This is a genomic window from Streptomyces sp. NPDC017246 (assembly GCF_044331325.1).
Classification (GTDB): domain Bacteria; phylum Actinomycetota; class Actinomycetes; order Streptomycetales; family Streptomycetaceae; genus Streptomyces.
Genome location: NZ_JBIRMW010000007.1, coordinates 196,520 through 209,736 on the forward strand (window position 1 = coordinate 196,520; position 13,217 = coordinate 209,736).

The following is a 13,217-nucleotide window of genomic DNA, read 5'->3' on the forward strand; positions in this document are numbered from 1 at the left end:
GGGCGGCATGAGAGAGGTCCTGGGGTCGTCAGACGCCCGGACAGCGCGCGCTCGCGTTGCGGGCCAGGTCCACGTGGGTCCGGCCGTAGAGAAGGAGTTCTGGGGGCACTCCGCCAGGGTGACGATCGTTGCCGCGTGCAGTCAAGTGCGTACCGGGATGTGGGAGAAGTGTCACGGCGTCAGACCGCGCGGCCCAGGGCCGCGATGACGTCCGCCTTCCGCGGCTGTCCCGACGCCCGGCGGACGATGGTTCCGGTCCGGTCGAGGACGAGGACGGTGGGGGTCCGAGCGATGCCCAGCTCGCGTACGAGATCGAGGCGTTCCTCCGCGTCGATCTCCACGTGCCCCACGCCCGGCACCAACGCGGCGACCTCGGCGAGAGTGCGGCGGGTGGCCCGGCAGGGCTGGCAGAAAGCGGTGGAGAACTGAACGAGGGTGGCGCGCTCCCCCAGTTCGGCGCCGAGCGCCTCGGCCCCGAGTGTCCCGGTCACCTGTCGTCCCCTCTCTTACGGTCTTCGTGGCGGTGTCACCAGGTGCAGCGTCGCACGGCGGCGTTCGATTCCCGCCACGACCACCGCGAGTGACGAGAATCTCCCTGTACGAAGCCGCCTGGACTGGTCACGGCGCCCCGCATGGGGCACGATCTGCCCAAAGCCGAAAACCTACGGCTGCGTAACTTCGCCGGGAGAACCCTCCCCAGGCACAGAAGAAGGGGTCCCTCTCAGATGGCAGAACTCGTGTATCGGCCGGTCATCGGAGCCGCTCTGACCCTGTTCAAGGCGCTCGACCTGAAGATCGACACGCAGGGTTCGGAGCACATCCCGCGCACGGGTGGCGCGGTGCTCGTCAGCAACCACATCAGCTATCTGGACTTCATCTTCACAGGCCTGGCCGCACTGCCGCAGAAGCGTCTCGTCCGCTTCATGGCGAAGGACTCGGTCTTCCGGCACAAGGTCTCTGGCCCCCTCATGCGCGGCATGAAGCACATCCCGGTGGACCGTGCGCAGGGCGAGCACGCCTACAAGCACGCGCTCGAGTCGCTCCGGGCCGGCGAGATCATCGGTGTCTTCCCCGAGGCGACCATCTCCCAGTCGTTCACGCTCAAGGGCTTCAAGACGGGTGCCGCGCGACTCGCCCAGGAGGCCGGGGTTCCGCTGATCCCGATGGCGCTCTGGGGTACGCAGCGCGTCTGGACGAAGGGCCGTCCGCGGAACTTCAAGCGCAGCCACATCCCGGTGACGATCCGTGTCGGCGAGCCTCTCGAGGCGCCCGCCGACCAGTACGCGGGTGCCATCACCCGGCGGCTGCGCGAGCGCTGCCAGGAGCTCCTGGAGGCCGCGCAGCGCGCCTACCCGGTCCGCCCCAAGGACGCGAGCGACACCTGGTGGGTGCCCGCGCACCTCGGGGGTACGGCTCCGACTCCGGCCCAGGTCAAGGAAGCGGGCTGACGGCAGCGCGGACGCGCGCCACCGCACCGTTCGAACGAAGAACCGTTACTCCGGGTCCCGGACGGTGATCCGGGCGCCCGGGCTGAGCTTCTCCAGCGACTCGGCGAGCTCGGCGCCCGCCGCGAGGAGCTCCTCGCGGGTCATGGGGGCGAGCGACTCCAGCAGGAAGACCGCGTCGACGGTGTCGTCGTCGATGCGGGTACGGGGACCCTGGCGCCAGTTCCAGCGGCGGCAGGTGACACCCTCCTCGTCGCACCAGACGATCTCCCCGGGCTCGGGGTGCTCCACGGTCTCCACGCCGCCCGCCACGGTGACGAAGGGCTCGTCGCCGACGGCGCGGACCAGCCGCATGGCGCCCCGGATCCTGCCCAGATCCTCACCGCCCACCGGGATGAGGTGGGCGACGCTCACCGCGTTGTAGGCGTCGACGAGCCGGTTGACGCGAGGCAGCCCCCCGTCCGCCAGCGCCCGCTTGGCGAGCGCCTCCGCGGAGTTGCGGGTACGGGAGGGCTTGGCCCCGAAGGCGGTGTACGCGGCGCGCCAGGCGGCGATGTGCGGGTCCTGGTCCGGCGTCAGGCCGTCGAGGCGCTCGGCGAGTCGGCGCGCGGCCTCGTCGAGGAGGGCCGAACTCGCTTCGTCACTGGGGCCGTTGACGAGTCCGCGGGCCTCGACGGCCAGTGCGGTGAAGCCGGGTGCGAGGGTGCGCACCTCGTCGGAGACGGTGAGCGTGAGAGTCATGATCCGCCGTTCGGTGATGTCCGGGGTCAGAGCTCCGTGGGGAGCGTCCGCCAGAGGTACGACCGGTCGGGCGCGGCACGGAGCGCGTCCAGAACGGCCGGATGCGGTTCAGTGTAGAGCACTGGATAATCCACTTCATTGAACTCCGGTCGTACGGTCCAGGCCAGCCGCTCCTCCCCCAGGGAGAAACGCGCGTCGACGCCGGGCTTGTTGCCCCGCACGTCCTGGCGGGCCCACGCGCGCTCGCCGGGCAGCAGGACGGCGACGAGACCGTGGATCACCGGGTTCGAGCCGTCCTCGTCGGCGAGCCGCTGGTAGCACAGGGCGGCCGGGATGCCGCGGGCCCGCAGGAGAGCGGCGTACGCGACGGACTTGGCGTAGCAGATGCCGGTGCGCTGCTCCAGTACGTCGGAGGCGCGCCAGGTGACGCGGGGATCGCCCGCGTCCATGGAGTGCGGGACGGCGTCCCGGACGTACTCGAAGGCCGCTTCGGCGTATGCGTATGCGTCGGGGTGAGTATCGGCGAGGCGCCGCGTGAGGCTCCGGACGACCGGGTGTTCATGATCGACGGTCTCACTCGCGGCCAGATAGGCGGCGATGTCGGGGTTCTGCTGGATGAATGCCATGCGGTCCATGCGGGTGGAGCGTACGGAAACGGCCGGACGGAAGTCAATGACTTTCCATCCGGCCGTATATCCATGCAGCGAGGGCTAGCGGGCCAGCTCTTCCTTCAGCGCCTGGAGGAAGGCGTCGACGTCGTCCTCCGTGGTGTCGAAGGCGCACATCCAGCGCACGTCGCCGGCGTTCTCGTCCCAGAAGTAGAAGCGGAAGCGCTCCTGGAGCCGCCTGGTCACGTCGTGCGGCAGCCGGGCGAAGACCGCGTTGGCCTGCACCGGGTAGAGGATCTCCACCCCGTCGACCTCGCGCACCCCGGCCGCGAGGCGCTGGGCCATCGCGTTGGCGTGGCGGGCGTTGCGCAGCCACAGGTCCTTCGCGAGAAGGGCCTCCAGCTGCACCGACACGAAGCGCATCTTCGACGCGAGCTGCATGGACAGCTTGCGCAGGTGCTTCATGTGGCTGACCGCGTCGGGGTTGAGGACGACGACGGCCTCTCCGAAGAGCATGCCGTTCTTCGTGCCGCCGTACGAGATCACGTCGACGCCCACCGCGTTGGTGAACGCGCGCATCGGCACGTCCAGCGAGGCGGCGGCGTTGGCTATCCGGGCCCCGTCGAGGTGCACCTTCATGCCCTTGGCGTGGGAGTGCTCGACGATCGCGCGGATCTCGTCCACGGTGTAGACCGTGCCCAGCTCGGTGTTCTGGGTGATCGAGACGACCTGCGGCATCGCCCGGTGCTCGTCCTCCCAGCCCCAGGCCTGCCGGTCGATCAGCTCGGGGGTGAGCTTGCCGTCCGGGGTCGGCACGGTGAGCAGCTTGAGGCCGCCCATCCGCTCCGGCGCTCCGCCCTCGTCCACGTTGATGTGCGCGGACTCGGCGCAGATCACGGCGCCCCAGCGGTCGGTGAGCGCCTGGAGGGCCGTCACGTTCGCCCCGGTGCCGTTGAAGACCGGGAACGCCTCGGCCATGGGGCCGAAGTGGCTGTGCATGATCCGCTGGAGGTGCTCGGTGTACTGGTCCTCGCCGTAGGCGACCTGGTGGCCGTCGTTGGCGAGGGCGAGGGCCGCGAGGACCTCGGGGTGGGCGCCGGCGTAGTTGTCGCTGGCGAAGCCCCGGACCGACGGGTCGTGGTGACGACGTGCGTCGGTCCTGGGGCCGAGGGCCGCGGTCACGGCTTGGGGGTCAGCCACAGACGCTGTCCATTCACTTCCTGGGCGGGCTTGTCCCAGAGCCCGGCGATCTCTTCGGCCAGGTCCTTCACGTCGGTGAAGCCCGCGAACTTCGCGTTGGGGCGTTCGGCGCGCATGGCGTCGTGCACCAGTGCCTTGATCACCAGGATCGCAGCCGCCGCCTGCGGGCCGTCGTCGCCCCCCAGCTTGCGGAACGAGTCCGCCATGGCGAGGGTCCAGGCCTCGGCCGCCGCCTTGCCCGCGTTGTACGCGGCGTTGTTGGCCAGCGGCTTGTGCGCGCCCACCTGGCTGATCAGGGCGTAGCGGCCGCGGCCACCGGCGCGCAGCAGCCCGTCGTGGAAGGCGAGCGAGGTGTTCTGGACCGTACGGATGAGGAGCTTCTCCAGGAAGTCCCAGTCCGCGAGGTCGGTCTCCGTGAAGGAGGCGCTGCCGCGCCAGCCGCCGACGAGGTGGACCAGGCCGTCGATCCGGCCGAACTCCTTCTCGGTCTTCGCGGCCCAGTCGCGCGTGGCGTCCAGGTCGAGCAGGTCGACGGTGTCACCGACGACCTTGGCGCCGCCGTGCGCGTAGCGGGCGGCGTCCACGGCCTCCGCGAGACGCGCCGGGTCGGCGTCGGAGCCGACCACGGTCGCACCGGCCTCCGCGAGACGCAGCAGCGCCGCACGGCCCGCCGGACCGGCCGCGCCGGCGACCGCGATGACGGCGCCGTCGAGCGGCCCGCCGTTTCCGTTGGCGTTCATGGGCGACGCCTCCTCGGTGTCCTCGGTACGAGAGCTCACGCGGCGGCCCGATCGGTCCGCGAGACGTCGGCGGCGGTGATCCCCTTGGTTTCGGCGATCACGCCCTTCAGCTTCTTCGCGAGGGCCTCAAAGAACATGCTGAGCGGAAACTCGTCCGGAAGCACGTCGTCGACGAGCTTGCGGGGCGGGAGGGAGAGGTCGAGGGCGTCGGGACCCTTGGCCCACTTCGATCCCGGGTGCGGGGCGAGGTAGGTGGAGACGAGGTCGTACGCCTTGAACCAGTGGACGAGCTTGGGGCGGTCGATGCCGTCGCGGTAGAGGGTCTCGATCTCCGCGCAGAGCTGGTTGGTGACCTCGGGGGCCCGCTGCCAGTCGATCTTGAGGGTGTTGTCCGTCCAGCGCACCACGTCGTGCTTGTGGAGGTACGCGAAGAGGAGCTGGCCGCCGAGACCGTCGTAGTTGCGGGTGCGGTCGCCGGAGAGCGGGAAGCGGAACATCCGGTCGAAGAGGACCGCGTACTGCACGTCACGGCCGTGCGTGTTGCCCTCGGCCTCCAGCTTCACGGCCTCCTTGAAGGCGGTGAGGTCGCACCGGAGCTCCTCGAGGCCGTACATCCAGAAGGGCTGCCGCTGCTTGATCATGAAGGGGTCGAAGGGCAGGTCGCCGTGGCTGTGGGTGCGGTCGTGGAGCATGTCCCAGAGCACGAAGGCCTGCTCGCAGCGCTTCTGGTCGCCGACCATGGCGGCGATGTCCTCGGGCAGCTGGATGCCGAGGGTGTCGACGGCGGCCTCGGTGACCTTGCGGAAGCGCGCGGCCTCGCGGTCGCAGAAGATGCCGCCCCAGGTGAAGCGCTCGGGGGCCTCACGGACGGCGATGGTCTCCGGGAAGAGGACGGCCGAGTTGGTGTCGTACCCGGCGGTGAAGTCCTCGAAGGCGATGCCGCAGAAGAGCGGGTTGTCGTAGCGGGTGGCCTCCAGCTCGGAGAGCCACTCCGGCCACACCATGCGGAGCACGACGGCTTCGAGGTTGCGGTCGGGGTTGCCGTTCTGCGTGTACATCGGGAACAGCACCAGGTGCTGGAGCCCGTCCACGCGGTCGGCGGCCGGCTGGAAGGCGAGCAGCGAGTCCAGGAAGTCCGGGACCACGAAGCCGCTCTCGGCCCACTTGCGCAGGTCGGAGACGAGGGCGCGGTGGTACGCGCCGTCGTGCGGGACGAGCGGGGAGAGCTGCTCGACGGCGGCGGTGACGCGGTCGAGGGTCAGCTCGGCCAGGGCGCGCGCGGGGGTGTCCTCGCGCTCGAAGTCGATGGAGCCGTCCGCGCTCTGCCAGGCGCGGATCTCCTCCACGGCATTCTTGAGCTCGGGCCAGGCGGGGTGGTCGATCACCCGGGCGGCGGTGGATATCCCCCCACCAGTCACATCCTGCACAAGAATTTCCGTCATGCCTCTTCCTCCACAGGAGAACCTCGCGTCAAGCCACCGTAACCGGCGATGCGTGTCCCCCACAAGGGGAGCAAGAGAAATTCTCCTGTGAGACCCCCCTGATCGCAGAAGTTTTTCCCGTCAGACAGGGGGGAAGCCGCCCTTCCGGCGTGTGGCTCAGCTCAGCGTCTTCACCAGGAGCTCGAACTCCAGGTCGTCACGCTGAGGCACGCCGAAGCGCTCGTCGCCGTACGGGAAGGGGGTCGTCCGCCCCGTGCGCCGGTAGCCCCGCCGCTCGTACCAGGCGATGAGCTCCTCCCGCACGGAGATCACCGTCATGTGCATCTCCCGCACGTCCCACAGCGTGCGCACCCGACGCTCGGCCTCCGCGATGATCTGCTTGCCGAGACCCGCGCCCTGCAGCTCGGGGCGGACCGCGAACATGCCGAAGTAGGCGGCCTCACCGCGGTGCTCCAGCTGGCAGCAGGCGACGAGCTCGCCGTCGCGCTCGACGACCAGGAGCCGGCTGCCGGACGTGGCGATCACGGCGGCCACACCCTCGGGGTCGGTGCGCTGCCCCTGGAGGATGTCCGCCTCGGTCGTCCAGCCACCCCGGCTGGCGTCGCCCCGGTAGGCCGACTCGACGAGCGGGACGAGGGCCGGGACGTCGTCCAGGACCGCCTCGCGGTAGCTGATCCGGCCGGTCTCGTGCGACGTGGCGGTGTCCATGTGAACGGGGCTCCCCTCGGGTGCTGACGATCGCCGTACGCGATCCGCCCGAGCCTAACGCGCACACCCTTCACTCCCCTTCGTACGCCTGTGCGCGCCCGTGCGCCCGCGTGTGCTCGACCGGTGCCGGGCATCCTCCGGTGAGGGGACGGCATCGAGGGGGAGGTGTGCCGTGCACGGACCGGCCCTGTCCGGGTGGTTGATGGTCGCGCTGTCCGTGGCGACGGGCGGGTACTGCCTGCTGCGGATGCGCGCGTGCGCCGGCGAGGAGCGCCGGGCCGCGGGCGGCGAGGCGGTGATGGGTTTCGGGATGGCGTCCATGGCGCTGCCCGCGGCCGTGCTCACCCCGCCGGGCTGGAGCTGGTCGGTGTACGCGGCGGTGTTCGGCCTCGCGACGCTGCACGCCCTGCTCGCGGTCCGGCACGGCGGGCACCATCTGCACCATCTGGTCGGCTCGCTCGCCATGGTCTACATGGCGGTGGCGATGGCGGCGCCCGCCGCGGGGGCGCACACGGGGCACTCCGCGGGCACGGCGGCCGGCATACCGGTTCTCACGGGCGGACTGCTCCTCTACTACATGGGGTACGTGCTCCACGCGGGCACGAGACTCGTACCGGTCGCGAGAGCGGCGACGGCCGGCGACCCGGGGCCGGCCTGGGCGACCCGGCCGGAACTGACACTCGTCTGCAGGCTGTCGATGGCGCTCGCCATGCTCGCCATGCTGGTGACGATGTGAGGCCGACGCGTCGGTGACCGGCGGAGAACGGGTCACGCCGCCCGGCGGCTGACGGGTGCGAGCGCACCGGTAATCGGTGACCCGCGACCGGCGGGAGGAGCCGCGTCGGCCTCCCCGCGCGACAACGAAACCGTGGCGTACGTCACTTGCCGTCCGCGGCCGTACCCCCGACCCGTATCCCCCTCATAGGGTGACGGGCATGTGGGTCTCCCTCGCGCTGTTCCTGCTCGGCGTCCTGACCGCCCTCGCGGCCCCCCGGCTGCTGTCACGTGCGGACTGGGTGGAGCGAGAACCCGTGGTCGCCCTCTGGGTCTGGCAGTGCGTGGTCGCCGCCGTGCTGCTGAGCTTCGCCCTCTCAATGACGTTCAGCGCGTCGACCGCCTGGCAGGCCGTGCGGGGACAGGTCTTCGCTCCCGCGCCGCGCGCGGTGGTCGACGCGTACGAACTGGGCACGACCGGCCCCTGGTCGGCGGTGCTCGCCGTCGCGCTCGCCGCCGGCGGCGTCTGGTCCGGGGCGATGCTGGGGCGGGAGTTCGGCCAGGCCCGCGCCCGGCGCAGGCAGCGCCGCTGCGATCTCCTCGTCCGTGCGCCCGTCCTGCCCGGGGAGGAGCCGGACGGCGAGCGCCTCGTCGTCCTGGAGGGCGAGCGGGCCGACGCCTGGTGGCTCCCGGGAACCACGCCCCAGCTGGTCATCACCACGGCGGCGCTCCGCAGGCTGAAGGGGCGTCAGCTCGACGCCGTCCTCGCACACGAGCAGGGGCACGCGCGCGCCCGGCACGACTGGCTGCTGCACAGCTCGGCGGCGCTGGCCGCCGGGTTCCCGGGGATCCCGGTCTTCGCGGCCTTCCGCGGGGAGATGCACCGGCTGGTGGAGCTGGCGGCCGACGACGTGGCCTCGCGCCGGTTCGGGCGGCTGACGATCGCGCTCGCACTGGTCGGACTGAACGAGGACCGGGGGGTGTTCGGGCCCGGCCCGGCACCGTGCGGGGATCTCCCGCGACGGGTGAACCGCCTGCTGACCGCGGCGCCCCGTCTCACCGCCGGCCGCCGGCTCCGGCTCACGGCCGCCGCGTCCCTGGTGCCGGTGGTCCCGGTGCTCGTGGCCTTCGCCCCGGCGCTCAGCGCGCTGGGATAGCGGGTGACGGCAGACGCTCCGCTCCGGCCGCACGCGGCAGGGCGCACGGCGGCGCGCGCGGGAGGCACGGAAGGTCGACCGGGGCCGTTCGTCGGGCAGGATCGACCTATGCGCTCCTCCGCAGTGGTCTCCGGCATCCTGTTCGTCCTGCTGCTGGTGCTCGTCGCCGTCGGATGGGCACCCCTGATCTCCTTCGACCGCTGGGCCGTCGAGGCGCTGCACCGCGACGCCGTCGCCGAGCCCGGACTCACCCACGCCCATCGTGTCCTCAGCGACTGGGGCTGGGACCCGTGGACGATGCGCGCACTCGCCGCGGCCGCCGTGGTGCTGCTGTGGTGGCGACGGGAGCGGCGCCTGGCCCTCTGGGTGACGGGGACGAGCCTGCTCGCCGTCGGGCTGCAGCAGGGCGTCAAGTCGCTCGTGGGGCGGGAGCGGCCGCAGTGGGACGATCCGGTCGACTCCGCGCGGTTCGCCGCCTTCCCGTCCGGGCACGCGATGACGGCCACGGTGACCTGCGGACTGCTGCTGTGGGTGCTCGCGATGCGCTGGAGGCCCGAGTGGCGCGGGTGGGGCACCCTCGCGACGGTCGCGCTGGTCTCGGTCCTCGGGGTGGGCTGGACGCGGGTCTATCTCGGCGTCCACTGGCCCTCGGACGTGCTCGGGGGCTGGCTGCTCGGCTGGTGCTGTGTGGCCGTGGCGGTCCTGACGTACCGCAGGAGCGTGCGTCGTGACCCGCGGACGCAGCCCGGGGCGACCGGGGACAGCGGGAGCAGAATGGGAGAGACAGGATGAAGCCGTCTGTTCTGGACGATCCCCCGTGTCGCCCAGAACAGACGGTATCCCCGGCGACCTGCCACGAAGGCATGCCGACGGGATGCGCCGAGTATATTGGCCGGCAGCCAGTCAACGCAGGAGTCCAGCATGTCCCCGCGTAGCCCATCGGTCAATGAAGAGCTCCGGCGCAAGTCCCGGGAGCGCATTCTGGAGGCCACGGTGGAGCTGGTCGACACACACGGCTATGAGGCGACCACGCTCGGCGACATCGCGGAGCGGGCCGGTTCGGCGCGCGGGCTGATCTCGTACTACTTCCCGGGCAAGCGGCAGCTCCTCCAGTCGGCGGTGCACCGTCTGATGCATCTCACCCTGGAAGAGGCGCTGGAGCGCGAGCCGCACACGGACGACGGGCACGAGCGGCTGGCCCGCGCGATCGACGCGATCCTGGGCCTCGCGGCGGAGCGCCCCACGCTGATGCGGACCCATATGGCGGGCATCCTGCAGGCCGAGGGGTTCGTGCAGTGCCCGGAGCAGCAGCGCCTCGCGTTCCTGCTGCGGGACACCGTCACGCGGTACGGCTCCGAGGACGTGGACACCGACTATCCGCTGCTGCGCGCCCTGCTGATGGGCGCGGTGGTGGCGGTCCTGCTCCCGGGCGCGGAGATGCCGCTGAAGCGGCTGCGGTCGGAGCTGTTCCACCGGTACGGCCTCGACTGGGAGGCGGGCGCGCCGCCGGACGGGGGTCCGCCCGACGGCACGCCGTCGCTCAGGCCGTCAGCCGGCCGTCACGGCTCCGGTCAGTCGTCGAAGTCGAAGTAGTCCGGCTGCGTCTGGACGTTGAGCTCGTCCATCCGGATCCGCTTCGCGGGGTCGGTACGACGGTCGGAGAGCTTCAGGACGTCGAATCCCTTGGCGATGTCGTTCGAGTAGATGTAGCCGTTGTAGTAGTACGCGGACCACGAGCCACCGACCGAGAGGGTGGTGGCGGACAGCGGGCCGCGCTCGAAGTAGGCGATCTCCTTGGGCTTGCTGGAGTCGGTGAAGTCCCAGACGGAGACACCGCCCTGGTACCAGGACTGGACCATGAGGTCCTTGCCCTTGACCGGGATCAGCGAGCCGTTGTGGGCGACGCAGTTCTCGGTGTCGGCCTGGTGGCGCGGGATCTTGAAGTAGCTGCGGAAGACGAGCTTGCTGCGCTTGCCCTTGCCCACGATGTCGTAGATGCCGTCGGCACCGCGGTTCGGGCCCACCGCGGCGTTGCAGGTGGCACCGCCGCCGCCGCCGAGCTCGTCGGTGAAGACGACCTTGTTCGCCTTCTGGTTGAAGGTCGCGGAGTGCCAGAACGCGAAGTTGACGTTGTCCTGGACCTGGTCGATCACCCGCGGGTGCTCCGGGTCCTCGATGTCGAAGAGGATGCCGTCACCCATGCACGCGCCGGCGGCGAGGTCCTTCTCGGGCAGCACGGTGATGTCGTGGCAGCCCGTGGTCTTGGAGACGCCCGGGTTGGTGGGCCCGCCCGGGTTGCCGCCGCCGTCCGGGCCCTCGCCCGGGAAGAGGACGGGGAAGGAGACGATCGCGGCCTTCTCGGGCGCCTTGCGGGGCACCTTGATGACCGAGATGCCGTCGTGCGGCGGCTGGCAGTCCGGGAACGCGGCGTTGGGCGAGTACGAGGAGACGTAGACGTACACGTCCCGCTTCTTGGGAACCAGCGTGTGGGTGTGCGAACCGCACGCGGTCTCGACGGCGGCGACGTACTTCGGGTTGCGGACGTCGCTGATGTCGAAGATCTTCATGCCCTCCCAGGATTCCTTGACCGAGGCGGGCTGCGTCGTGCTGGCGCAGGAGTTGTCGCTCCGGGAGGAGTCCGTCGAGAGGAAGAGCAGGTCCCCGGAGACGGAGATGTCGTTCTGGGAACCGGGGCAGAGGACCTGGGCGACGGTCTTCGGGGCCTTCGGGTCGCTGATGTCGAAGATCCGGAAGCCGTCGTAGTTGCCCGCGAAGGCGTACTTGCCCTGGAACGCGAGGTCCGTGTTGAGGCCCTGGAGCGCGTCCTTGGGGATGTTCGCGAGGTGCTGGATGTTCGAGCTGTGGACGATCTCGTCCACGCCGGGTATCTCACCGCTCTGGATGGCGGAGCGCGCGTCGGCCGCCTGCTGCGAGGAGACCTTGCCCTGGGCGGGTGCGTCTCCGGGGTCGGGCGTGGCGGTCGCCGGGCCTGCCACGAGCAGTGTGGCCAGCAGCCCTGCCGCGGCGGATGCCACTCCCAGGCGTCTGAGCCGGGCACGCGGATCGCGCGTGGTGGTCGTGGTACGCGGGGTACGCAACGAAGTCACTCCGTCCTCCCTGGTATCCGTTCAGCGTTGAACGGGTGTTGGACCCCGGCAGTATCTTCCTTGCCGTGCACATCTCAACAGATGGCAACACAGACGTAATGAAGGTTTTTGATCGGTCAGCCCGAGAAAAGTGCTAGGAACGGTCACAGTCCCCGCAAGAACAACTGGAGGTCGCGTTGTTGATCCGCCGTCAGCGTGCCGTCGTCGCCGCGGCCCTGTCCGCCGTCGCCGTACTCGCCCTGGCCGCCTGTGAGTCGGGGCCGGACAAGGGGGCACCGGAGGCCGGGGCATCGACCGGGACCACGGTGGTCGCGCCGGGAAAGCCCGGTGAACCGGCCAGGCGGATATCCCCCGAGGAGGCCGCCCGGCTGCTCCCCGACGAGAGCCCGAACAGCGCGGACTTCACCTACGCGCAGATGATGATCGTGCACCACCGGCAGGCCCTGACCATGACGGCACTGGCCCCGCAGCGGGCGGGCTCACCCACGGTCAGGAGGGTGGCGGAGCGGATCGCGGCGGCGCAGGGGCCGGAGATCGGCGCGATGGAAGGTTGGCTGAAAAGCAACGGTGGACCGCGTGAACAGGCGGGCCACGACCATCACTCGATGCCGGGCATGGCGACCGAGGCGCAGCTGAAGGAGCTGGGGAACGCGAAGGGCAAGGCCTTCGACGAGCTGTTCCTGAAACTGATGATCACGCACCACGAGGGGGCGGTGACGATGGCCGCCGAGGTGCTCGGTGACGGAAACAACGTCCTCGTGGAGGAGATGGCGAACGACGTGATCGCCCAGCAGACCGCGGAGATCGGCAGGATGCGGTCCCTCTAGGGTCTGTCGTCACATTCCCGTCGTCGCCCGCAGGGCAGACGGGAATGTGACGACAGACCCTAGGCCGATCCCCCGGCCTTCTCGGCGTCCCCCTCGCCCTCGCGGGCGGCCTGGGCCCCCGCCGCCGCCAGGACAGCGCCGAGGAGGCCGGGGAAGAGGGCTTCGAGGTCGTCCTCGCGCAGGGCGTTGAGCTTGGCCGTACCGCGGTACACCTGCTGAATGACACCGCTCTCGCGCAGCACGCGGAAGTGGTGCGTCGTCGTGGACTTGGTGACCGGGAGGTCGAAGTACGAGCAGCTCAACTCGGCGCGCTCACGCGCCATGTCCCGCACGATCATCAGCCGCACCGGGTCCGAGAGCGCGTGCAGCACCGCCTCCAGACGGATCTGGTCGCGCGCGGGGTGTTCGAGGGCGCGAGGGCTGGTGGCGGTCGTCATGACGGCGGCTCCACTTCATCCGGGATACCGGCCATTGTACGAGAACCCTCGTAGTTTGACAGATGCCGTACTACGATGGTTACCGTACTAG

Annotated in this window: 15 protein-coding genes; 6 read left to right on the forward strand and 9 right to left on the reverse strand. The window is 70.5% G+C overall.

Annotated elements, in window-relative coordinates; all coding sequences use genetic code 11:
• Nucleotides 1-179 precede the first annotated feature (179 nt).
• Complete coding sequence (locus tag ACH4MY_RS18445) at nucleotides 180-491, reverse strand: TlpA family protein disulfide reductase (RefSeq protein WP_398004220.1); 312 nt, start codon at nucleotides 489-491, stop codon at nucleotides 180-182.
• Between the two features lie 234 nt (nucleotides 492-725).
• On the opposite strand from ACH4MY_RS18445, the gene ACH4MY_RS18450 reads away from it, so the two are divergent.
• Nucleotides 726-1,448, forward strand: a complete 723-nt coding sequence (locus ACH4MY_RS18450) for a lysophospholipid acyltransferase family protein (protein WP_398004222.1) — start codon at nucleotides 726-728, stop codon at nucleotides 1,446-1,448.
• Between the two features lie 45 nt (nucleotides 1,449-1,493).
• Here ACH4MY_RS18450 and ACH4MY_RS18455 read toward each other — a convergent pair whose 3' ends face one another.
• The 6 genes from ACH4MY_RS18455 to ACH4MY_RS18480 form a co-directional block, all read right to left on the reverse strand.
• Nucleotides 1,494-2,186 carry a B3/4 domain-containing protein gene (locus ACH4MY_RS18455; protein WP_398004224.1) on the reverse strand — a complete coding sequence of 231 codons (693 nt, stop codon included), beginning with the start codon at nucleotides 2,184-2,186 and terminating at the stop codon, nucleotides 1,494-1,496.
• Between the two features lie 26 nt (nucleotides 2,187-2,212).
• Nucleotides 2,213-2,812: a transglutaminase family protein gene (locus tag ACH4MY_RS18460; protein WP_398004628.1), complete on the reverse strand. Its 600-nt coding sequence runs from the start codon at nucleotides 2,810-2,812 to the stop codon at nucleotides 2,213-2,215.
• An 84-nt stretch (nucleotides 2,813-2,896) separates the two neighbouring features.
• The gene (locus ACH4MY_RS18465; protein ID WP_398004630.1) at nucleotides 2,897-3,976 is read right to left on the reverse strand and encodes a threonine aldolase family protein; all 1,080 of its coding nucleotides are present in this window, start codon (nucleotides 3,974-3,976) and stop codon (nucleotides 2,897-2,899) included.
• On the reverse strand, nucleotides 3,973-4,734 hold the full coding sequence (locus ACH4MY_RS18470; protein WP_398004226.1) for an SDR family NAD(P)-dependent oxidoreductase: 762 nt from the start codon (nucleotides 4,732-4,734) through the stop codon (nucleotides 3,973-3,975). The genes ACH4MY_RS18465 and ACH4MY_RS18470 overlap by 4 nt, the downstream gene beginning before the upstream one ends.
• Before the next feature lie 35 nt (nucleotides 4,735-4,769).
• A complete protein-coding gene (locus tag ACH4MY_RS18475) occupies nucleotides 4,770-6,176 on the reverse strand; it encodes a DUF6421 family protein (protein ID WP_398004228.1) in 1,407 nt (468 codons plus the stop codon).
• A 156-nt stretch (nucleotides 6,177-6,332) separates the two neighbouring features.
• Complete coding sequence (locus ACH4MY_RS18480) at nucleotides 6,333-6,884, reverse strand: GNAT family N-acetyltransferase (protein ID WP_398004230.1); 552 nt, start codon at nucleotides 6,882-6,884, stop codon at nucleotides 6,333-6,335.
• A 172-nt stretch (nucleotides 6,885-7,056) separates the two neighbouring features.
• On the opposite strand from ACH4MY_RS18480, the gene ACH4MY_RS18485 reads away from it, so the two are divergent.
• From ACH4MY_RS18485 to ACH4MY_RS18500, 4 genes are all read left to right on the forward strand, one after another.
• On the forward strand, nucleotides 7,057-7,620 hold the full coding sequence (locus ACH4MY_RS18485) for a DUF5134 domain-containing protein (RefSeq protein ID WP_398004232.1): 564 nt from the start codon (nucleotides 7,057-7,059) through the stop codon (nucleotides 7,618-7,620).
• Nucleotides 7,621-7,819: 199 nt separating this feature from the next.
• Nucleotides 7,820-8,755, forward strand: a complete 936-nt coding sequence (locus ACH4MY_RS18490) for a M56 family metallopeptidase (RefSeq protein WP_398004234.1) — start codon at nucleotides 7,820-7,822, stop codon at nucleotides 8,753-8,755.
• A gap of 108 nt (nucleotides 8,756-8,863) precedes the next feature.
• Nucleotides 8,864-9,547, forward strand: coding sequence for a phosphatase PAP2 family protein (locus tag ACH4MY_RS18495; protein ID WP_398004236.1), 684 nt, complete (start codon nucleotides 8,864-8,866; stop codon nucleotides 9,545-9,547).
• A gap of 129 nt (nucleotides 9,548-9,676) precedes the next feature.
• Nucleotides 9,677-10,348: a TetR/AcrR family transcriptional regulator gene (locus tag ACH4MY_RS18500; protein WP_398004238.1), complete on the forward strand. Its 672-nt coding sequence runs from the start codon at nucleotides 9,677-9,679 to the stop codon at nucleotides 10,346-10,348.
• Here the strand turns inward: ACH4MY_RS18500 and ACH4MY_RS18505 are convergent.
• Nucleotides 10,327-11,862, reverse strand: coding sequence for an LVIVD repeat-containing protein (locus ACH4MY_RS18505; RefSeq protein ID WP_398004240.1), 1,536 nt, complete (start codon nucleotides 11,860-11,862; stop codon nucleotides 10,327-10,329). The genes ACH4MY_RS18500 and ACH4MY_RS18505 overlap by 22 nt on opposite strands.
• Nucleotides 11,863-12,041: 179 nt before the next feature.
• On the opposite strand from ACH4MY_RS18505, the gene ACH4MY_RS18510 reads away from it, so the two are divergent.
• Nucleotides 12,042-12,689, forward strand: a complete 648-nt coding sequence (locus ACH4MY_RS18510) for a DUF305 domain-containing protein (RefSeq protein WP_398004632.1) — start codon at nucleotides 12,042-12,044, stop codon at nucleotides 12,687-12,689.
• A gap of 59 nt (nucleotides 12,690-12,748) precedes the next feature.
• On the opposite strand, the gene ACH4MY_RS18515 is transcribed toward ACH4MY_RS18510, so the two are convergent.
• Nucleotides 12,749-13,126, reverse strand: coding sequence for an ArsR/SmtB family transcription factor (locus ACH4MY_RS18515; protein ID WP_398004242.1), 378 nt, complete (start codon nucleotides 13,124-13,126; stop codon nucleotides 12,749-12,751).
• Nucleotides 13,127-13,217: the final 91 nt, after the last annotated feature.